We start from the raw sequence: 20,781 nt of genomic DNA, 5'->3' as shown, positions 1-20,781 counted from the left end.
TATGGATTTAATCAAAACAAGCCAGAAATCAGCATCCAGCAAAGGAAAAACGAAAACGCCACCCTTGCGGGCGGCGTTGAAAAATACGCTTAGTGCTTTTGAAGGATCAGATTTCGTTGCTGGCCACTTCGAGCAAGGTCCAGACATGGTCAGCAAAGGAGTTCCACACTTCGATCCGATAATGGTCTGCATCCCACTTCATCAGAATGATCTGGGCGTGATCGAAAATAGTGCGGTTAGCGCCAGGCGCCTGCATTTTGGCGAGATCAAGCGGGGATGCGGCGTTGAGCAGCCATTCGGCCTTGGGGCCAATGATGTCGATGCCGGTTTCGCGATGGCTGACGTCGGTCAGGCTATGTTGTTCTTTTTCATATAGCTTCGCAAATGATTGGGAGATAGCATCCGTCCTGGCTTCGTCAGCCCAGATATACCACTCATCCGGCCCAAGGCAGGCAACAGCAGTATCGCCGGTCCTGACAAGTGCGCCGATCTTCTCGGGGATTTTTGCGCCCAATGCCTTTTCAGCCAGAGCGCGCTTTTCGGATGCTATGCGCAGGCTGAAACGAGCGGAATCGTCAGCGGCATGGATTTCCACACGGCCCGGAATAACGACCTTGCGGCTCGCATAAGGTTTTGTCTCGACAAGCATGGCTCAATCCCTATCCATTCAATCTCTTGCCTTCGGGGTCATAGAAAACCATGCCCGAAACCACCGCTTCATGCACTGCCCCGTCGGCCATTGGTACAAAGAGTGTTTCGCCCATGCGCGCCTTGCCGCCAGAAACCAGTGCCAGCGCAATTGAGCGGCCCAGCGTCTCGCTCCAGTAAGACGAGGTGACATGGCCGAGCATGGTCATCGGCAGCGCCTGTTTGGGATCGGCAACAATCTGTGCACCTTCTTCAAGCACAAGCTTTGGATCTTTGGTTAGAAGGCCGACCAGATGCTTACGCTCGGCTTTCAGCATGTCTGGGCGGGAAAGCGAACGTTTGCCGACAAAATCCGGCTTTTGCTTGCCGATGGCCCAGCCAAGACTGGCGTCGTCGGGTGTTACCGTGCCGTCCGTATCTTGTCCTACAATGATATAGCCTTTTTCGGCGCGCAGCACGTGCATCGTTTCGGTGCCGTATGGCATGATGTCATATTGCCTGCCCGCCTCATAGAGCGCTTTCCAAAGCGACAGGCCATAGCGCGACGGCACGTTGATCTCGAAGCCCAGTTCGCCGGTAAAACTCATGCGGAAGAGCCGGGCGGGTACACCCAAAAATTTGCATTCAGCAACCGACATATGCGGAAAAGCTTCATCGGAAATATCCAGGCCTTCGACCATCGGCTCAATGAGCTTGCGCGCATTGGGACCATTGATCGCCACGACTGCCCATTGCTCGGTGGTCGAAGTGAGTGAGACTTTAAGGTCCGGCCATTCGGTCTGGAGATAATCCTCCATCTTGTTGAGAACCTGTGCCGCACCACCGGTGGTGGTGGTGACATGGAAACGGTCCTGCGTCAGTCTGCCAACCACACCATCGTCGCGAATAAAGCCGTCTTCACCAAGCAGCAAACCGTAACGGCAGCGCCCGACGCCGAGTTTCATCCATGGGTTGGTATACATGCGGTTCATGAATTCTGCAGCGTCCGGTCCAACCACTTCGATCTTGCCGAGCGTAGAGGCATCGAACATGCCCAGCGATTCACGCGTTGCCTTGCATTCCCGCGCCACGGCCTGATGCATGTCTTCGCCGGCTTTGGGGAAATACCAGGCACGCCGCCAAAGCGAAACCGGCTCAAAGGCTGCGCCGTGCTGCTCGGCCCAGGCGTCAATCGGCGTCTTGCGCGTGACATCAAACAGTTTTCCACGATTATAACCGCAGAAAGCACCAAAGGTCGTCGGCGTATAGGGCGGACGGAAGGTCGTCAGCCCCACCTGCGGCACCGGACGGCTCAGCGCGTCGGATGCCACCGCCAGACCGTTGATGTTCGAGGTCTTGCCCTGATCCGTCGCCATGCCATTTGTAGTATAGCGCTTGACGTGTTCGATGGAACGAAAACCCTCACGCACCGCAAGCCTGATATCCTTGGCAGTGACATCGTTCTGGAAATCGATGAATGCCTTGGCTTTTCCGGGGTCACGATCTGTTGGCAAGTCGCGACAGCTCACGCCATCGCAGATAAAATCACCGGCAACCGCATATTCGCCTATCTTCGCTTTATATCCGGCATCAAGGGCTGCGGCATTGCCCGCTTCGGCACCTTCACGCAGAGCGCTTTGCAGATCAAAATTGCCATTACCGGCACCGGCAACACGGCTTTCCTCAGTACGCTCGCCCGGCAAATAAATCTGGCGTTCTTCATCCCAGATAAGCTTGCCCTTGGTGTGCGAGAAAAGATGCACGCTTGGGTTCCACCCGCCCGACATCAACACCACATCACAGGGAATCGTGCGTGCGGGGCCTACCGAACCCTTATTGACCGGATTGACCCGCACGGAGGATACCCGATGACGCCCGCCGGTGTCGCTCACCGTCCAGCCTGTCAGTGTCTCGATGCCGAGCATTTTGGCGCGGTTGATCAGACTATCGGCCACCTGTTCGCGCACATCCACGATGGCAGGAACAGCGACGCCTGCCACCGCCAAATCGAAGGCGGCGAGCCATGCGCTATCATGGCTTGTGGCAATCACGGCGCGGTTTCCAACCTTCACACCATACCGGTTGAGATAGGTGCGGGCGGCGGACGCCAGCATCACGCCCGGCCGATCATTACCGGCAAAGATCAGCGGCTTCTCAATCGCGCCCTGCGCCAGCACGACCTGACTTGCACGCACGCGCCACATGCGCTCGCGCGGCGCATTGGAAGCGGGCTTCGCCTGATGATCGGTCAGGCGCTCGCAAAGGCCGAGCATATTCTGGTGATAATAACCAATCGCCGTGGTGCGCGGCAAAAGCGTGACATTGGGATTGGTCTTGAGCGCTTCGATCGTCTCGCTCACCCAGTCCCAGCTTGCACGGCCATTAATGACGGGCTCAGGCTCGGACAACAGCGACCCGCCGAACTCCGCTTGCTCGTCAACAAGCATGACTTTCGCGCCGCTTTTGGCAGCTTCAAGCGCTGCCGCAAGCCCTGCGGAACCGCTACCCACCACAAGAACATCGCAGAACGCATAACGGCTGGCATAGGTGTCGGGATCAGGTTCTGACGGCGATTTGCCAAGACCGGCAGCGCCCCGGATAAAAGGCTCGTAAACCTTGTTCCAAAAGCTCTTCGGCCACATAAAGGTCTTGTAGTAAAAGCCTGCAGAGAGGAACATGAAAAGTGCGTCATTGATCGCACCGACATCATGTTTCAGCGACGGCCAGTGGTTCTGGCTCTCCGCTTTCATACCGTCATAGAGTTCGAGCACCGTTGCGCGGCTGTTGGGCTCAAAACGCCCCGGCCCACGCGTAATGCCCATCAGGGCATTTGGTTCCTCGGAGCCGGCAGAGAGGATGCCGCGCGGACGGTGATATTTGAACGAGCGCCCGACGAGATGCTCACTATGCGCAAGCAAGGCAGAAGCCAGCGTATCCCCTTCGAAACCAGAATAGGACTTGCCGTTGAAAGTAAAACGCATGGGCTTTTGCCGGTTAACGCGGCCCCTGTCATTCAAACGCATGTCACTCATTCCTTCGTCTCCCCAACAGGCTTTTCCGTCAGAGTAGGCTTGGCTTCACCGGCCTGGTAGGTAGCGGTAAACTTGTCGCTCACCGTGTCGCGCACTGCATTGAAAAACCGACCGCAGCCGTTGATATGCCGCCAGCGCTCATAATGGGTGCCTCGCGGATTGGAGCGCGTAAACAAAAAATCGCGCCATTCATCATCTGAAAGGGCGGAAGGATCAGTTGGTCGCGCAATATGCGCTTCCCCCGCATAGGCGAATTCGAGTTCCGGGCGTTCCATCTCGCAATAAGGGCAACGGATCAGCAACATTTTGTGTTTCCCCTGTTCTTTAATGCGCGACAGCCGCCGCAGCCGCTTCATCGATCAGGCGGCCCGTGGCAAAGCGTTCAAGCGTAAACGGCGCGTTGATTGCGTGCGGCTCGTCGCGGGCAATCGTGTGGGCAAAGACATGCGCAGCACCCGGCGTTGCCTTGAAACCACCCGTACCCCAGCCGCAATTGACATAAAGCCCTGGCACTGGCGTCTTGCCGATGATCGGCGAGCGATCGGGCGTGACATCGACGATGCCGCCCCATTTGCGCAACATGCGCATGCGCGTGAAAATCGGAAATACTTCGCAGATCGCCGCCAGCGTATGCTCGATCAGTGGCAGGCCGCCGCGCTGGCTATAAGAAACATATTGATCCGTCCCCGATCCGATCACCAGTTCGCCCTTGTCGGACTGGCTGATATAGGCGTGAACCGAGTTGGACATGACCACGCAAGGAAAGATCGGCTTGACCGGCTCCGAAACCAGCGCCTGCAACGGATAGCTTTCAAGCGGCATGCGCACCCCCGCACTATCCATGACCACAGACGTGCTGCCCGCAGCCGACACGGCGACCTTTTTTGCCTTGATGAAACCGCGCGGCGTTTCAACGCCCGTAACCCGTCCGGTTGCATCGCGGCGGATCGCCAGAACCGGGCAGTTCTGGATGATATCGACACCGCGGCTCGTGGCACCGCGCGCATAGCCCCAGGCCACCGCATCATGACGCGCCACACCACCGCGTCGCTGAAGCGTTGCGCCCACCACCGGATAGCGCGCATTGGATGATATATCGAGCGGCGGACAATAGGCCTTTGCCTCTTCTTTCGTCAGCCATTCATTGTCGATGCCATTAAGCCGATTGGCATGAATATGGCGTTTGAAACTCTGCACGTCATGCACCGAATGCGCCAGCATCATCACGCCGCGCTGCGAAAACATGACATTGTAATTCAAATCCTGGCTTAGCCCTTCCCAGAGCTTGAGCGCATGGTCATAGAGATGCGCGCTTTCATCATAAAGGTAATTGGAGCGGATGATGGTGGTGTTGCGCCCGGTATTGCCGCCGCCAAGCCAGCCCTTTTCGATCACCGCGACATTGGTGATGCCGTGTTCCTTGGCAAGATAATAGGCAGCGCCCAGACCATGCCCGCCAGCGCCGACGATAATGACATCATATTCGGCCTTGGGTTCGGCATCTGGCCATTGTGGTGCCCAGTTCTTGTTGCCGGACAGCGCGTTCTTGATAACGGAAGCAAACGAAAAACGGGACATTGAAACCACCAGTATAACGGTTCACACACCCATATGGCGCGTAAAAAACCTCTGACGATATTTGTATTGGCTCGCGGATCAGTTCGACAGCAGGCTTGCGTCATAAGACGTCATAAATACGACATGGGCACCATTTGGCGACATGCAGTCTGACATCGGCAATTTAAATGCTCTACCGCCTATCCTATATGTCATACAATGCAAAAACGAGGACCATCATGAATATCGGTGAGGCAGCAAAAGCATCCGGCATATCGGCCAAAATGATACGCCATTATGAAACCATCGGCCTCATCGAAGAAGCTGGCCGCACGGCATCAGGCTATCGTGTCTATAGTCAGAAGGATGTCGAGACGCTGCGCTTTATCCGCCGCAGCCGTGATCTCGGTTTTCAGGTCAATGAGATCAGGGCCTTGCTCGCCTTGTGGCGCGACCGCAACCGAGCCTCATCAGACGTCAAGCAAGTGGCGCTTACGCATATAAAGGAACTGGAAGCCAAGATGCACCAGTTACAGGAAATGGCGGATATTCTGCGCCACCTTGCGCATCATTGCCATGGCGACGACCGCCCGGATTGCCCGATCATTCATAGTCTTGCGGATAATGCCGCTGAACCGCCCGCACGTCGCGTTGCGCGCAAGGGTGAATTGCTGCACGGCAAGAACTGACAGGAAACAAACGCCGGGACATATCCCGACGTTTGTTTATGGGTTCAGTTTTTCGGTAATGTATAGGCGATCACATAATCGCCCGGCTTGGTGCCAACCGAACCATGCCCCCCTGCAACCATCAACACAAACTGCTGGTCACCAACCGTATAGGTCATAGGCGTGGCCTGCCCACCGGCGGGTAGACGCGCCTCCCACAAAACCTTGCCATCGGTCAGATTATAAGCGCGCAAATAATCATCGACGGCGGCACCGAGGAAGGCAACACCACCCGCCGTGATCATCGGACCGCCGATCCCCGGCACACCGACCTTAAACGGCACCGGCACCGGTGCCATGTCGCGGACCGTGCCATTACGGTGCTTGTAGACGATCTTGCCCGTGCGCAGATCGACACCCGTAACATACCCCCATGGTGGTGTTTGGCACGGAATGCCCAGCGCACTTACAAAAGGTCCCATGAAGACACCATAGGGAGCGCCTTCATTGCGGTTCAATCCCTGTTCGCTGGCTTTTTCATCCTCGCCCTTGGGTGGTATCTGGTCGCGCGGGACCAGTCGCGAGGTGAAAGCGAGATAGGTCGGCATGCCGAACATAACCTGCCGTACCGGATCAACCGCTACACTGCCCCAATTGAACACACCGAAATTGCCGGGATAGACGATCGTGCCCTTGAGCGATGGCGGCGTATAGCGGCCTTCATAGAAATGCTGGCGGAACTTTATCCGGCAGGCGAGCTGGTCAAACATCGTCACGCCCCACATGTCTCTTTCACGCAAAGGCGGAGGACTGAAGGTAAGATCGGAAATCGGTTGCGTCGGCGATGTGTGATCTTCCGGAATCGCGCCGGTAGGAGCCGGAACCTCCCGAATAGGGATGATCGGCTCCCCGGTGCGCCGGTCCAGCACATAGAGATCGCCCTGCTTGGTCGGTCCGACCAGCGCCGGCGTGCCGTCGATATCAATGAGCACCGGCTGGGCAGGCACATCCATGTCCCACAAATCGTGATGCACCGTCTGGCGCACCCAGCGTACCTGCCCCGTATTCAAATCAAGCGCCACGATGGAAGAGGAATATTTCTCCACATGCTCGCTGCGGCCCATCCCAAGCTGATCCGGCACCTGATTACCGAGAGGCACATAGATTAGGCCGAGCTTTTCATCGGCACTGGAGACCGACCAGCTGTTAGGCGAATTGGTCGTATAATGCTGTCCTTCCGCCAAGGGCGCAGTATCGTCGGGGTTACCGGAATCCCAATTCCAGATCAATTCACCCGTGCGAATATCGAAGGCGCGGATGACGCCCGATTGTTGTTCCGTCGAATAATTGTCGTTGACGGCGCCACCCACGATAATCTTGTCGCCGGAAACGACTGGTGGAGAGGTCGAATAATAATAGCCCTCAGGGTTATATTTCATGCCATGGCCAAGATCGAGGCTGCCGCCATCGGCGAAACTCTCACAGATTTCACCAGTGGCTGTATCGAGCGCGATGAGACGCGCATCGGAGGTGGGCAGATAAACACGTTCGGCACATTTTTCGCCCGCCGTTGCACTAGCATCCTTCCAGTAGCTGACGCCACGGCAGGTCTGGTGCTGGCGGTCGGTATTAAAGCCAACCTTGGGGTCGAATTTCCACTTTTCCTTACCGGTTGCCGCATCAAGCGCAATGGCCCAGTTATGCGGCGTGCACAAATAAAGCGAATCGCCGATCTTGAGTGGCGTCACCTGATAGGTGGTTTCGCTGACATCCTGCGGCTGTTTCACATCGCCGGTCTGGTATTGCCAGGCGACTTGCAGTTTAGCGACGTTGTCCGGGGTGATCTGGGCCAGCGGAGAATAACGCTGGCCATAGGGTGTGCGACCATATTGATGCCACTCGCCATCCGGCACGTCGCCGCCCAGATCGGGCGTAGCCGTGACCTGTTCGGTCGGGAGATCGCCCGAAATATCGTAAGGGTCCTGCGTCAGTGCATAGCCTGCAACGGCAACTGCAGCGACGCTAGCCAGTGTCAGCGGAAGTCCGCCGCCATTGAGCGGCTTGCGGATCCACGGCGTCAGGAGCCAGAAGCCCAGCAGCACGATAATGCCGCCGCGGCTGCCCAGTTGCCACCAATCGAAGCCGACCTCATAAACCGCCCAGCCGAGTGAGCCGAGGATGATCAGCGCATAGACCCAGAGCGCTGCCGCATTTCGTTTCATGAGAAGGAACCCCGCCAGCAGAAAACCGGCGGCGGCGATGAGATAATAATAGCTTTCACCACCAAGAGTGGTGAGCCAGATGCCACCCGCGCCAAGCACGAGCCCGATCAGGAACAGAACGATGGAAGTCAGGGAAACAAGCAAGACTATACCCCTTGAAACAGTGCGTACGGTTCGGACAGAGCGAACCAGTTGCATGAGATGCGAACGACTACTGATTGGGTAGCAGTACGGCGGCAAGACCTGCCGCCGCGACGCTGCCTGCGGACCAAATTAGGGGAATGGCCAGAAAAATCCAGAGGATAAAGAAAAACTTGAAAATCACATCCGGAAATGCCGGCCTTTTTAACTCACGCCAAAGCGCTTTTGAACCGCCGCAACCTGAGCGCATTGGACAAAACAAAAATACTCGAAAGCGCCATGGCACCCGCCGCAAGCACCGGCGAAAGCAACGTGCCGGTCAGCGGGTAAAGAATGCCTGCGGCAACCGGGATCAGCGCCACATTATAGGCAAAGGCCCAGAACAGGTTCTCGCCGATATTGCGGATGGTGGCTTTCGATATGGCAATCGCATTGACCACGCCGCGCAAATCACCCGACATCAGCACAACATCAGCACTTTCAATAGCGATGTCGGTACCGGTGCCAATCGCGATGCCGACATCGGCGGCGGCCAAGGCCGGCGCATCATTGATGCCGTCGCCGACGAAAGCCAGTTTCTTGCCGTCCGCTCCCAGTTTCCTCAGCACTTCGACCTTGCCGTCGGGAAGAACTTCCGCCTCAACTTCATCAATGCCAAGTTTTTTTGCAATAGCCTCTGCCGTACGTCGATTGTCGCCGCTGATCATGACCACTTTCAGCCCCTGATCATGCAGCGCAGAAATGGCCGCAGGCGTGGTTTCCTTGATCGGATCGGCCACGGTGATGATGGCGGCAAGCTTGCCGTCGATAGCCGCATAAAGCGGTGATTGCCCTTCATCGCCAAGTCGGCTGGCATCCTCAGAAAAGACCGAAACATCCGCACCGATCTCGCGCATATAGCGATCCGCACCGATTGCCACCTCATGACCGGAAACATTTGCTTTGAGTCCAAAGCCCGGCACGGATTGAAACTCGGAGACATCAGGCAGTTTCAATCCCTTGTCTTTTGCTGCGGTAACGATTGCCTCGGCAATCGGATGTTCGGAGCGCATTTCAACCGCTGCCACCTGAGCCAGCACGTCATCAGCCGCAAAACCTGTCGTGACGGCAAAATGCGCCAGAGCCGGCTTGCCCTTGGTCAGCGTTCCGGTCTTATCGACCGCGATGATGCTCGCCTCGCGCAAGGTCTGCAACGCATCACCCCGGCGAAACAACACGCCAAGCTCCGCGGCACGCCCTGTGCCGACCATGATCGACGTCGGCGTTGCAAGACCCATCGCGCAGGGGCAGGCGATGATGACCACGGCGATAGCATTGACAAGTGCATAGCCGATCATGGCGGTTCCGCCAACCGCAATCCAGACGACGAATGTCAGCAAGGAAGCTGCCAGCACAGCAGGCACGAACCAGCCGGTCACCTTGTCGACCATGGCCTGAATGGGGAGTTTGTCGGCCTGCGCATCCTCGACCATGCGAATGATCTGCGAAATCACCATGTCGCGACCAACCTTGGTGGCGCGGAAGGAAAAACTGCCCGTTTTGTTGATCGTGCCGCCGACGACATTGGCACCCTCAGCCTTTTCCACCGGAACCGGCTCGCCGGTGATCATCGCTTCATCGACAAAGGACGAACCTTCGATCACCTCGCCATCGACCGGAACTTTTTCGCCCGGACGCACCTGCACAATGTCACCGGCCCGCACATCATCCAGCGCTACATCAACAGTCTCGCCATTGCGAACAACACGCGCTGATTTTGCCTGCAAGCCAACCAGACGGCTGATCGCGGCACTGGTGCGACCCTTGGCGCGCGCTTCAAGATAACGTCCCAGCAGGATGAGTGTGACAATAACGGCTGCGGCTTCGAAATAGACATTGACCGTGCCGTCCGGCAAAAGGCCGGGCGCAAAGGTGGCTACCACCGAAAAGCCCCATGCGGCGAGCGTTCCCACCACCACAAGCGAATTCATATCAGGAGACCCGCGCAAAAGGGTGGGAATACCCTTCCTGAAAAAGCGCAGGCCCGGCCCAAACAGCACCAGAGTGGTGAGCACAAATTGCAGATACCAGCTATTTTGCATGCCCAGCGTGTCCATGACAAACATGTGCATGGCCGGAATCAGGTGCGACCCCATTTCCAGAATGAAAACCGGCAGTGTCAGGATAGCCGCAAGTAAAACGCTCTTTTTAAGCTCACTCGCTTCGGCGTCGCGCTTTTCGCTTTGCGTAACAGGAGCTGCTGGCTGCGTGTCATCGCTTAAAGATCGCGCTTCATAGCCCGCTTTTTCGACAGCGTGAACAAGGTCTGAAATTGCAACCTGACCCGAAAGTTCGACATGGGCGCGTTCGGTTGCCAGATTAACGTTTGCCTGTGTGACGCCGGAGACGGCACTGAGCGCCTTTTCGACCCGGCCGACACAGGAGGCGCAACTCATGCCCTCGATTGCGAGATCAACACTTGATGATGGCACATCATACCCGGCCTTGCGAATGGCTTCGACCACGGCAGGCATATCGGGCGTATCTTTGAATGTCACGTCCGCCTTTTCGGTGGCAAGATTGACCGAGACCTTACCCACCCCCGGCACCTGGCTCACAGCTTTTTCAACCGTGGAGACACAGGACGCGCAATGCATACCTTCGACGGGAACCGCAAAATGCAGGCTTTTCGGATAGGTGGACGTGTTCATGATCGGTCCTCAAATAACAATGCTTGATACTAAATAAGGCTTCCCACCGTGGGAAGGTCAAGCCTTGATGTTGATGAAACACGCATGGCTTGACCCCTTGTTCATTCCGGCCTATGCATGGAGCCACAAAATTCGTTGGGGTGCCTTTGCAAGAGGGCTGAGAGACGCGGTTACGCGTTAACCCATTGAACCTGATCCGGGTAATACCTGCGTAGGGAACGGAGTTTGGCACGTCTGGCGCGGAGAAATACACCCTCCATGGGGAATTCCCCAAAGCCGTTCATGGCGTCTCATCTTTCCGTTCGGAATGAGAGACGACAAAATGGACTTTAGACAAAACCTCTCCCGAACATCGACAATACCGATATGCTTGACTATTGCCGGTTCGGATTCGGGCGGCGGTGCGGGCATTCAGGCCGATCTCAAGACATTTTCAGCGCTTGGCACCTATGGCGCAAGCGTGATTACCGCTATCACCGCGCAGAACACCCTTGCCGTAACCGCCGTTCACGATGTACCTGCCGATATCGTCAGCGCCCAGATGAAGGCCGTACTGGACGATCTTGACGTCGCAGCCATCAAGATCGGGATGGTGTCAGTCCCTGCCACTATTCAAGCGATTGCCGAGGGCTTGAACCGCTTTTCCGGTTCAGTCGTGCTTGACCCGGTGATGGTTGCAAAATCTGGCGACCGGCTATTGAGCGAAGCCGCGATTTCGACCTTACGCGAAAAACTGATCCCACTTGCAACCGTGCTTACGCCCAACAGGCCGGAGGCCGCCTGTCTGCTTGATGTGAGCCTTGCCATCAATGACGACGAGGCGGAGGCGCAGGGCTTTGCCCTGCTCGGTCTTGGCGCGAGCGCCGTGCTCATGAAAGGCGGACATGCGGAAGGCGACACCTGCACCGATCTGCTGATCCGCGACGGTCAGCCCACGCTGCGGCTCGAAGCGCCGCGCATCGCCACCAAAAACACGCATGGCACCGGCTGCACGCTATCCTCAGCCATCGCGGCCGGATTGGCCAAGGGGCTACCGCTCGATGAGGCTTTACGTGACGCACACGACTATCTGCACCAGGCCATTCTTGCCGCCGATCATTTGCAGGTCGGTTCCGGTCACGGGCCGGTGCAGCATTTTCACAATCTCTGGGAGCACGCATGATGCGCGTCACCATTATCGGGGCCGGGGTTGCGGGTCTTGCCTGTGCTGCTGAGTTTAGCGATCACGGCCATGCCGTCACAGTGATCGCCAAAAGCACGGAAATCGGTTCGGACAGTTGTTCGTGGTTTGCGGGCGGCATGCTGGCACCTTGGTGCGAGGGCGAAAGCGCTGAAGAGCCGGTGGTGCGGCTCGGACAGGAGGCAATTTCGTGGTGGGAGCGCCATGTCTCGACGCTCAAGCGTAAGGGAACGCTCGTCATCTCGCATACCCGCGATGCCACCGAATTACGCCGCTTTGCCCGCCGCACGGAAAACTTTGAAACCATCGATGAGACATTGATTGGAACGCTGGAGCCGGACCTTGCAGGACGCTTTCGCCAAGGTCTGTTCTTTGGCGATGAAGCCCACCTCAATCCACGCAAAACCTTGATCGAACTGGCCGGGGGGCTGCAAGCAAAGGGCGTCACTTTCCATCTCGGAACCGATGCCAAAGAAAAAGACATCAACGCCGATATTATTGTCGATGCGCGTGGGCTTGCAGCGCGTGACCAGTTGCAGGACTTGCGTGGGGTGAAGGGCGAAATGCTGGTCGTTCGCTCGCCCGACATCAATTTTTCGCGGCCCGTGCGGCTCCTGCACCCGCGTATTCCGCTCTATATCGTGCCGCGCGGTGACGGCATCCACATGATCGGCGCGACGATGATCGAAAGCGACGCGCAGAGCCACATTTCCGTACGCTCCACGCTTGAAATGCTGAGCGCGGCTTACGCGCTGCATCCGGCCTTTGGTGAGGCGGAAATTCTCGAAACCGGCGTCGATGCCCGCCCGGCCTTTGCCGACAACCTGCCACGCGTGCGCAAGCGCGGCAACACCATCTATGTCAACGGGCTTTACCGGCACGGATTTCTGCTTTCGCCTGCGGTAGCACGCATGGCCGTTGAAGCGGCAACAGCGCCTGAAAAGCACCCCGAATTTCTGGAGGAACTGGCATGACCATTATTCTCAACGGCGAGAGGGTCGAAACCGCTGCCGCCACTCTCGCAGCCCTCATTGCTGAAATCGAACTCGATAAGGCGGTGGTTGCAACCGCGCTCAATGGTGAGTTCGTCGCAAGCGATGAGCGCGAAACAACCACAATTTCCAATGGCGACCGCATCGAAGTTCTCGCGCCGATGCAGGGAGGCTAAGATGCTGAAATTTTATGGCAAAACATTTGAAAGCCGTCTGCTGCTTGGTACGGCACAATATCCCTCGCCTGCCATTCTGGCTGACAGCGTTCGCGCGTCAAAAGCAGGTATCGTCACTGTGTCGCTCCGACGTGAGAGTGGAAACGAACGTGCGGGGCAAGATTTTTGGCGTCTCATTAAGGAATTGGACGTCGCAGTCCTGCCCAACACCGCCGGCTGCCACACATCGCGTGAGGCTGTGACGACAGCCAAAATGGCGCGTGAGGTCTTTGGCACCGACTGGATCAAGCTTGAAGTCATCGGCGATCACGACACGCTACAACCCGATCCGTTCGGGCTTGTGGAAGCAGCACGCATTCTCTGCGACGATGGCTTTGAGGTCTTTCCCTATATGAACGACGATCTCGTCGTTGCCGAAAAGCTCATCGAAGCAGGCTGCAAGGTGCTGATGCCATGGGGTGCGCCAATCGGTTCCGGGCGCGGGTTGAACAATGTCTACGCGCTCAAAACCATGCGCGCGCATTTTCCAAAAATTCCGCTGGTGGTCGATGCTGGTATCGGCGTGCCGTCGCACGCGAGCGCCGCCATGGAACTGGGTTTTGACGCCGTATTGATCAACACCGCTGTTGCCAAGGCAGGCGATCCGGCTGCCATGGCGCGTGCCTTTGGGCTGGCGATCGAGGCAGGACGCCTTGCCTATGAGGCCGATGCCATCGAGGCGCGCGATATGGCTTCCCCCTCCACGCCGCTGATTGGAAAGGCATTTGTGTAATGGTTCTCGATCCCTTCTATCCGATTTTCGATAGCGCCGAGTGGTGTGAGCGCATGGTGCCGCTCGGCATCAAGCTCGTGCAATTGCGCATAAAAGATAAAAGCGATTCGGAGCTTCGCACTGAAATCCGTGCCGCACGCAGCATTTGTGCGGCGCATGACTGCCAGCTCATTGTCAATGATTATTGGAAACTCGCCATCGAAGAAGGCTGCGATTTCATCCATCTCGGTCAGGAAGATCTGGACGAGGCCGATCTCCACACCATCCAAAACGCCGGTCTGAAACTCGGTATTTCCAGCCACGATGAGGCGGAACTCGATCGCGCATTGGCTCTCAAACCCGCCTATATCGCGCTTGGCCCTGTCTACCCTACCATTTTGAAAAAGATGAAATGGCATGAACAGGGACTGGAGCGCGTTGGTCAATGGAAAAAAGCTGTCGGCGGCATTCCACTCGTGGGTATTGGCGGCATGAATGTGGAACGTGCGCCGGGCGTTTTTGAAGCTGGGGCCGACATCGTTTCCGTTGTCACCGACATCACACTCAATCCCGATCCAGAAGCCCGGGTAAGGCAATGGATCAACGTGACCCGACCTTATTTAAGGTAGTTTCTGGAGGACTAAATGAAAAAACTGGTTTTTGCTGCGCTTTTCAGCGCCACCCTTTCGCTCGCCCTGACGTCTGTGTCGGCGGCGCAAACCAACGACAAATTCAAGCTCATTCTCGATTGGTATGTGAACCCGGATCACGGGCCAATAATCGTCGCCGACAAGCTCGGATACTTCAAGGATGCCGGGCTTGATGTGGAAATCATTGCCCCCGCGGATGCTGCCGTACCGCCCAAGATGGTCGCGGCGGGAGAGGCCGATCTGGCGATTTCCTACCAGCAGCAGGTGCATCTCGACGTTCATGCCGATATCCCGGTCATCCGCGTCGGCACACTGGTCGATTCGCCGCTCAACTGCCTGATGATCCGTGATGACGGCTCGATCGATAAGCTCGCCGATCTCAAGGGCAAGAAGATCGGCTTTTCGGTGGCCGGTGTCGAGCGCACCCTGCTTGGCACAATTTTGGGCCAGCACGGCGTAACGCTGGACGAGGTCGAACTGATCAGCGTCAATTTCTCGCTGGCACCTGCGCTGATGTCGAAACAGGTCGATGCGGTCATCGGTGCCTATCGCAATGTTGAATTGCATCAGATGACCGTCGAAGGCGTGCCGGGCAAATGCTTCTTCGTCGAAGAGGAAGGCGTGCCAGTCTATGACGAGCTGGTCTATGTTGCAAACAAGAACAAGCTCGATGCAGCCGAAAAGGACCGCATTTCGCGCTTTCTCGCGGCAACCGAAAAAGCCGCACAATATATCGTCAATCACCCTGACAAGAGTTTTGAACTCTTTGCGTCCTATAGCAGTGAACTCAATGACGAGTTGAACCAGCGCTCCTGGAAAGACACGATCGCACGTTTTTCGCGTTCACCGGCAAGCCTCGATTACGGCCGCTGGAGCCGCTACGAAACCTATCTCCACAAGAACGGTCTCGTGTCCTCCATCCTGCCGGTCGAAGACCTCGCCATCGACGTCAATGTGGAAGGAAAAAAGTAATGAGCAAGCCCGATTATTCGTCCCGACTGTTTACCAAACTGCGTGCGGCAACGCTTGATCACTGGACGCCCTATATCGAGCATGAATTCGTGTTGCGGCTTGCCGATGGCACGCTGCCCAAAGCGGCATTCCTGCATTATCTCCGGCAGGACTATGTCTATCTGCATCACTATGCCCGCGCTTTTGCGCTTGGCGTGTTGAAGGCGGAGACGAGAGAGGAAACCAAGCTCTGTGCCGATGTCATGCACCGGCTGGCAACAACCGAACTACCGCTGCATGTCGGCATTTGCGGGCGCGAGGGTATCAGCGAGGATGATCTTTACAACACAAATGAGGAGCCGGAAAACCTCGCCTATACGCGCTATGTGCTCGATTGCGGACAAGCGGGCGACTTTCTCGATCTTTTAACCGCGCTCATCCCCTGTGCACATGGCTATGGGGAAATTGGGCAAAACCTTGCGGCTATCGCAAAACCCGGCACGCCCTATCAGGAATGGATCGATACCTATGCGGGACCTGATTATCAGGACATGTGCCACACATTTGGAAAACTGTTCGATCAGGCAGCCATTAATCGCATTGGCCTAGATTTCGAGAACAGTCCGCGCTGGCCGAAATTGTGCAAGATATTTGCAACCGCCAGCCGACTGGAAGCGGATTTCTGGTCGATGGGTCTGAAGGCAAGTCTGAAAGCGGGCTTAAAAGCAGCATAATGGAAAAGCGCTCCCGGAAAAGGCGCATCGCCGACGGATTTCTGTCGGCGGGCGTGGTACTCGGCCTATGGCAGGCCGTAGTCAGCATCTGGCAGATGCCGCGCTTCATCCTGCCAGCACCGCTCGATGTCGTGCGCGCGCTGATCAGTAATGCGCAACTGATCTCAGACAATGCCGTCGTAACCTTCGGCGAAGTGCTAGGCGGTTTTGCACTTGGTGGTGCGGTCGGCATCGTCACGGCTATTTTGCTGATGATGTCGCCTTTGGCGCAGCGTCTCGTCATGCCGGTGATGGTTTTCAGCCAGGCGATCCCGATTTTCGCGCTTGCCCCCATTCTCACCCTCTGGCTCGGCTATGGCCCCTCATCGAAAATAGCCGTCACCATATTGATGATTTTTTTCCCGGTCGTTTCAACCTTTCTCGACGGTATGCAGCGCACCGAACGCACGCTGATCGATGCTGCCGAGATCCTTGGCGCCAAACGCATCCATATCCTGTTTCGCGTGCGCATCCCCGCAGCCTTTCCGGCGCTCGCCTCTGGTCTTACGCTCGCCAGCGTCTATGCGCCGATCGGTGCCGTTGTCGGCGAATGGGTCGGTGCTTCCAAGGGGCTTGGCTATCTGATGCTACTCGCCAATGGCCGCGCCAAGGTGGATCTGATGTTCGCCTGCCTGTTCGTACTCGCTGCCTTCACCATGATCCTGCACGCAAGTGTTTCACATTTTTCGCGAAGACTGGCGGCATGGCCGCGCAAGCGGTGATGATTTTCTGCCACAAGGCGACACAATCTTGATTTTACCCCTTGGCGAAAGATTATTGCTCATTTACTGTGCACACATGTTTAACACTGGCAGGAGGTCGAAATGCGTCATCTTTACCCATTTTCGTCGGTGCCCGGTGTTAATGCGGGCGCATCCAATTCGTAAGTAAGCGCCCTTGAGCCCGTCTTCCCGGGCTTCCTTCTAAACTCCCCAACTTTGTCACAGCTCTTTTGAGCTATTTGTTTTTGTCTCCGTTTTCATACACCGTGCGACACAGATTACGCCTCACTGGTTTGGAAATACTTTTAAGGAACCAGAATCCGTCTTCGGGCGGGCTGGTATGGTTGCTATGACCCGGTTTCGTATAACATTCCGGGGGCCTGCCTTCCGCAGCGTCCTCGGCTACACTTTCAGTCACTGGCGATGTCAGCCTCTGCGGCTGACGCTGATGATAATCGGCATGCTTCTGGCAACAGCCGCAGATGTCCTTACACCGCTTTATTCGGGGCGGCTGGTCGATGCGCTTTCGCTTGGCCACGACAGCGCCTGGAACGCCGCCATTTCAGCGCTGATCATGTTGCTCGCGCTCGGTGCGCTGGCGCTAATCTCGCGGCAGGTGTCGTTCTATATTGTCACCGACTTCACGCTCAAAATCATGAGCGACATTGCAGCAAGCGCTTTTCAAAAATTGCAACGCTTTTCGACCGACTGGCACGCCAATGCCTTTGCCGGATCGACGGTGCGCAAGGTTACGCGCGGCATGTGGGCGCTCGATCTTCTCAATGATACGCTCATTCTCGCCCTGCTGCCATCGCTGTTAATGCTCATCGGCTCGGTTGCGCTCATGACATGGTATTGGCCGCTGATGGGACTGCTGGTCGCCATCGGCTCGGTGATGTTCATCGCCGCGACAATCGTAATTTCTCTGGGCCTCGTCGCCCCTGCCGCAACGCTTGCGAATAGCTGGGACACGCGCATGGGCGGCGCGCTTGCCGATGCCATTTCCTGCAATGCCGTGGTCAAGGCTTTCGGCGCGGAAAAGCGCGAGGATGGGAGGCTTGCAAAAGTCATCGCCAAATGGCGCGGGCGCACGCGGCGCACATGGCTGCGCGGTACGCTCAACGGCTTTATTCAAGGCTCGACCCTGCTCGTCATGCGTGGCGTGGTGCTTGTCTTTGCGCTGTATCTGTGGAGCATGGGGCAGGCGAGTGCTGGTGACATCACTTTCGTGCTCACCGCCTTTTTCGTGTTGCAGGGTTATTTGCGCGATATCGGAATGCATGTCCACAACCTGCAACGCTCGGTCAATGATATGGAAGAGCTGGTCGCAATCGAGGCCGAGCCTTACGGCATCGCCGACCGTCCGCATGCACCTGCGATCCGCATCGGCAGTGGCGAAATCCGTTTCGACCGCGTGACCTTCCATTATGGCAATCACGCGGCGCCGCTTTATCGCGATTTCTCGGTCAAAATCGAAGCAGGCGAGCGCGTCGGGCTGGTGGGTCATTCGGGTTCGGGCAAAACAACCTTCGTCAAGCTGATCCAGCGGCTTTACGATGTCACGGGTGGCGCGATCCTGATCGACGGGCAGAACATCGCCGCAGTGACACAGGCGTCGCTCAGATCGCAGATTGCCATCGTGCAGCAGGAACCGATCCTGTTTCACAGGACTTTGGCCGAAAACATCGCCTATGCGAAACCCGGTGCCAGTCAGGCGAAGATTGAGGAAGCGGCACGCCTTGCCAGCGCGCATGATTTCATCAACCGCTTGCCAAAAGGCTATGGCACGTTGGTGGGTGAGCGCGGCGTGAAACTTTCAGGCGGCGAACGCCAGAGGGTTGCCATTGCGCGTGCCTTTCTGGCCGATGCGCCGGTACTGATTCTCGATGAGGCAACGTCGAGCCTTGATTCGGAATCGGAAGTGCTGATCCAGGAAGCAATGGAACGGCTGATGGTCGGACGCACCACGTTGGTGATTGCGCACCGCTTGTCCACAGTGCGCGCCCTGGACCGGCTTCTGGTTTTTGACCGTGGTGAAATCGTCGAGGAAGGCGATCACGACGCCTTGATCCGCAAAGCCGACGGCATTTATCGCCGTCTTTTCGAGCGGCAGGCCCTGGAACTGACCAAGGGGCTTGAACTGCCGTGAAAGCCCACCCGGTTCCCTTTATTTTAAGGGAACCGGGCCGGATGACTGGCGGATAATCAGCTTGTAATCGAGCTGACGCGCAAGCGCGGTGGTCCCGCTTTCGATCTGGCTGAGCAGCATATCGACGGCCCCGCGCGTCATCTCAAACACCGGCTGGCGCACGGTGGTGATCTGCGGTGAAATCATGCTGGCAATGGCGCTGTCGTCAAAGCCGACAACAGTGAGATCGCCCGGAACGGAAAGACCTTGATCATGCGCCATCTGAATGACTGCCGCCGCCATATCGTCATTGGATGCGAAAATCGCCGTGGGTCGGTTTTCAAGCGCCAGCAGCTTTCTGCCCGCCGTCAGCCCGCTTGCAAAACTGAAGCCACCCTGCACCTCAAAGTCGGGATTATGCTCGATGCCAGCGGTTTCCAAAGCGTGTCGATAGCCGATAAGGCGCAATTCGGCGGAGCGGTGCGTTGCATCACCAATGACGATGGCAATCCTGCGGTGCCCGAGCTTTAAAAGATAATCCATCAGATCAATGGCGGCAGCCTCATCGTCGATGACGACGTTGTTTTTGGAATGCACGTTCACATCGCCCGCAACGCGTGCGAAGGGCATCGCAGAGGCCGTCAGTTCGTTTAAAATCTCTGGATCGTCCGACATGGGAGGCGTGACGATGATGCCGTCAAGGCCAGAAGCATGTGCTGTCTCAATCAGCGCCCCGCGAATATCGGCGCGGTTTTCAACCGGAAAGATCAGCAGACGATAGCGTGTGCCGCGCAGCCGCTCCAACGCCCCCATCTGCAATTCGGTGGCATAGCTGGCACTAGGATTCTCAAAGAACAGCCCGATCAGATGCGAGCGCCGCTCCACGAGACTGCGAGCTGCCACATTGGGCCGATAGCGCAATTGCGCGCCCGCTGCGCGCACCTTTTCACGGATCGCATCACGCACATTCGGCTCGTCATTATAAACACGCGAAACAGTCTTGATCGACACGCCTGCAAGTCGTGCCACATCATGGATCGTCGCTCTTTTTTCCGGCATGCTCATATAGGCGCAATTACTCCCCTCCCCTTACCTAACCTTTTTGCCGGAAAACGAAAAGGCCAAACAATTCAAGGCACCGAGCAAACATTCGAGCGGGTAAGAAATCGCTTTTCGCGTCCGTTGTCGAGCGAGAACATGCCGCCGCGTCCCGGCACGACATCGATGATCAGCTCGGTATGTTTCCAAGCCTCATATTGCGGCCCACTGATATAAAACGGCGCACCGCCGATCTCGCCGAGCTTCACATCGCTATCGCCAAGCAGAAAGTCGCCTTGTGGATAGCACATGGGCGATGAACCATCACAGCAGCCACCCGACTGGTGGAACATGATCGGCCCGTACTCAGCCTCCAATTCAGCAATGAGTTCAAGCGCTGCATCGGTTGCGCTGACCTGCGGCTCCTCCACCTCTCTGGTCATATCTTCCTCCCGGAAACGATAAGGCCGCCGCAAAATACGG

Annotated in this window: 18 protein-coding genes and 1 riboswitch; of the genes, 10 read left to right on the top strand and 8 right to left on the bottom strand. The window is 56.8% G+C overall.

Annotation, left to right across the window (positions count from 1 at the left end; translation table 11 throughout):
* Positions 1 to 106: 106 nt before the first annotated feature.
* The 4 genes from AAIB41_RS11035 to AAIB41_RS11020 are packed head-to-tail and all read right to left on the bottom strand — an operon-like array spanning position 107 to position 5,237.
* On the bottom strand, positions 107 to 649 hold the full coding sequence (locus AAIB41_RS11035; protein ID WP_343313417.1) for a sarcosine oxidase subunit gamma: 543 nt from the start codon (positions 647 to 649) through the stop codon (positions 107 to 109).
* Positions 650 to 659: 10 nt separating this feature from the next.
* Positions 660 to 3,659, bottom strand: a complete 3,000-nt coding sequence (locus tag AAIB41_RS11030; RefSeq protein WP_343313416.1) for a sarcosine oxidase subunit alpha — start codon at positions 3,657 to 3,659, stop codon at positions 660 to 662.
* Positions 3,656 to 3,964, bottom strand: coding sequence for a sarcosine oxidase subunit delta (locus AAIB41_RS11025; RefSeq protein WP_343313415.1), 309 nt, complete (start codon positions 3,962 to 3,964; stop codon positions 3,656 to 3,658). The genes AAIB41_RS11030 and AAIB41_RS11025 overlap by 4 nt, the downstream gene beginning before the upstream one ends.
* 19 nt (positions 3,965 to 3,983) lie before the next feature.
* Positions 3,984 to 5,237: a sarcosine oxidase subunit beta family protein gene (locus tag AAIB41_RS11020; RefSeq protein ID WP_343313413.1), complete on the bottom strand. Its 1,254-nt coding sequence runs from the start codon at positions 5,235 to 5,237 to the stop codon at positions 3,984 to 3,986.
* A 218-nt stretch (positions 5,238 to 5,455) separates the two neighbouring features.
* Between AAIB41_RS11020 and cueR the strand changes: the two genes are divergently transcribed.
* Positions 5,456 to 5,905, top strand: a complete 450-nt coding sequence (gene cueR / locus AAIB41_RS11015; protein WP_343313411.1) for a Cu(I)-responsive transcriptional regulator — start codon at positions 5,456 to 5,458, stop codon at positions 5,903 to 5,905.
* Between the two features lie 44 nt (positions 5,906 to 5,949).
* Here the strand turns inward: cueR and AAIB41_RS11010 are convergent, their stop codons facing one another.
* Positions 5,950 to 8,250 (bottom strand): glucose/quinate/shikimate family membrane-bound PQQ-dependent dehydrogenase, encoded by a 2,301-nt coding sequence (locus tag AAIB41_RS11010; protein WP_343313410.1) that lies wholly within the window; start codon positions 8,248 to 8,250, stop codon positions 5,950 to 5,952.
* 206 nt (positions 8,251 to 8,456) lie between these two features.
* On the bottom strand, positions 8,457 to 10,937 hold the full coding sequence (locus tag AAIB41_RS11005) for a heavy metal translocating P-type ATPase (protein ID WP_343313409.1): 2,481 nt from the start codon (positions 10,935 to 10,937) through the stop codon (positions 8,457 to 8,459).
* A gap of 126 nt (positions 10,938 to 11,063) precedes the next feature.
* A riboswitch (TPP riboswitch) is annotated at positions 11,064 to 11,172 on the top strand.
* An 87-nt stretch (positions 11,173 to 11,259) separates the two neighbouring features.
* On the opposite strand from AAIB41_RS11005, the gene thiD reads away from it, so the two are divergent.
* From thiD to AAIB41_RS10960, 9 genes are all read left to right on the top strand, one after another.
* Positions 11,260 to 12,099, top strand: a complete 840-nt coding sequence (thiD, locus tag AAIB41_RS11000) for a bifunctional hydroxymethylpyrimidine kinase/phosphomethylpyrimidine kinase (protein ID WP_343313408.1) — start codon at positions 11,260 to 11,262, stop codon at positions 12,097 to 12,099.
* Entirely contained in the window at positions 12,099 to 13,091 is a 993-nt protein-coding gene (gene thiO, locus AAIB41_RS10995) for a glycine oxidase ThiO (RefSeq protein WP_343314746.1), read from the top strand. The genes thiD and thiO overlap by 1 nt, the downstream gene beginning before the upstream one ends.
* The gene (thiS, locus tag AAIB41_RS10990; RefSeq protein WP_343313407.1) at positions 13,088 to 13,285 is read left to right on the top strand and encodes a sulfur carrier protein ThiS; all 198 of its coding nucleotides are present in this window, start codon (positions 13,088 to 13,090) and stop codon (positions 13,283 to 13,285) included. The genes thiO and thiS overlap by 4 nt, the downstream gene beginning before the upstream one ends.
* A 1-nt stretch (position 13,286) precedes the next feature.
* The gene (locus AAIB41_RS10985) at positions 13,287 to 14,057 is read left to right on the top strand and encodes a thiazole synthase (protein WP_343313405.1); all 771 of its coding nucleotides are present in this window, start codon (positions 13,287 to 13,289) and stop codon (positions 14,055 to 14,057) included.
* Complete coding sequence (locus tag AAIB41_RS10980; protein ID WP_343313404.1) at positions 14,057 to 14,665, top strand: thiamine phosphate synthase; 609 nt, start codon at positions 14,057 to 14,059, stop codon at positions 14,663 to 14,665. Before AAIB41_RS10985 ends, AAIB41_RS10980 begins: the two co-directional genes overlap by 1 nt.
* A gap of 15 nt (positions 14,666 to 14,680) precedes the next feature.
* On the top strand, positions 14,681 to 15,658 hold the full coding sequence (locus AAIB41_RS10975; RefSeq protein ID WP_343313403.1) for an ABC transporter substrate-binding protein: 978 nt from the start codon (positions 14,681 to 14,683) through the stop codon (positions 15,656 to 15,658).
* Entirely contained in the window at positions 15,658 to 16,371 is a 714-nt protein-coding gene (gene tenA, locus AAIB41_RS10970; protein WP_343313402.1) for a thiaminase II, read from the top strand. The genes AAIB41_RS10975 and tenA overlap by 1 nt, the downstream gene beginning before the upstream one ends.
* On the top strand, positions 16,371 to 17,132 hold the full coding sequence (locus AAIB41_RS10965; RefSeq protein ID WP_343313401.1) for an ABC transporter permease: 762 nt from the start codon (positions 16,371 to 16,373) through the stop codon (positions 17,130 to 17,132). Before tenA ends, AAIB41_RS10965 begins: the two co-directional genes overlap by 1 nt.
* 349 nt (positions 17,133 to 17,481) lie before the next feature.
* Positions 17,482 to 19,281, top strand: coding sequence for an ABC transporter ATP-binding protein (locus AAIB41_RS10960; RefSeq protein ID WP_343314745.1), 1,800 nt, complete (start codon positions 17,482 to 17,484; stop codon positions 19,279 to 19,281).
* An 18-nt stretch (positions 19,282 to 19,299) separates the two neighbouring features.
* Here the strand turns inward: AAIB41_RS10960 and AAIB41_RS10955 are convergent, their stop codons facing one another.
* Together AAIB41_RS10955 and AAIB41_RS10950 are read right to left on the bottom strand one after the other, a co-directional pair.
* Positions 19,300 to 20,325, bottom strand: coding sequence for a LacI family DNA-binding transcriptional regulator (locus AAIB41_RS10955; protein ID WP_343313400.1), 1,026 nt, complete (start codon positions 20,323 to 20,325; stop codon positions 19,300 to 19,302).
* A gap of 65 nt (positions 20,326 to 20,390) precedes the next feature.
* Complete coding sequence (locus AAIB41_RS10950; protein ID WP_343313399.1) at positions 20,391 to 20,741, bottom strand: DUF779 domain-containing protein; 351 nt, start codon at positions 20,739 to 20,741, stop codon at positions 20,391 to 20,393.
* Positions 20,742 to 20,781: the final 40 nt, after the last annotated feature.

It is taken from the genome of Brucella sp. BE17 (assembly GCF_039545455.1).
Taxonomy (GTDB): domain Bacteria; phylum Pseudomonadota; class Alphaproteobacteria; order Rhizobiales; family Rhizobiaceae; genus Brucella.
This window is presented reverse-complemented; position numbering and strand designations above follow the sequence as displayed.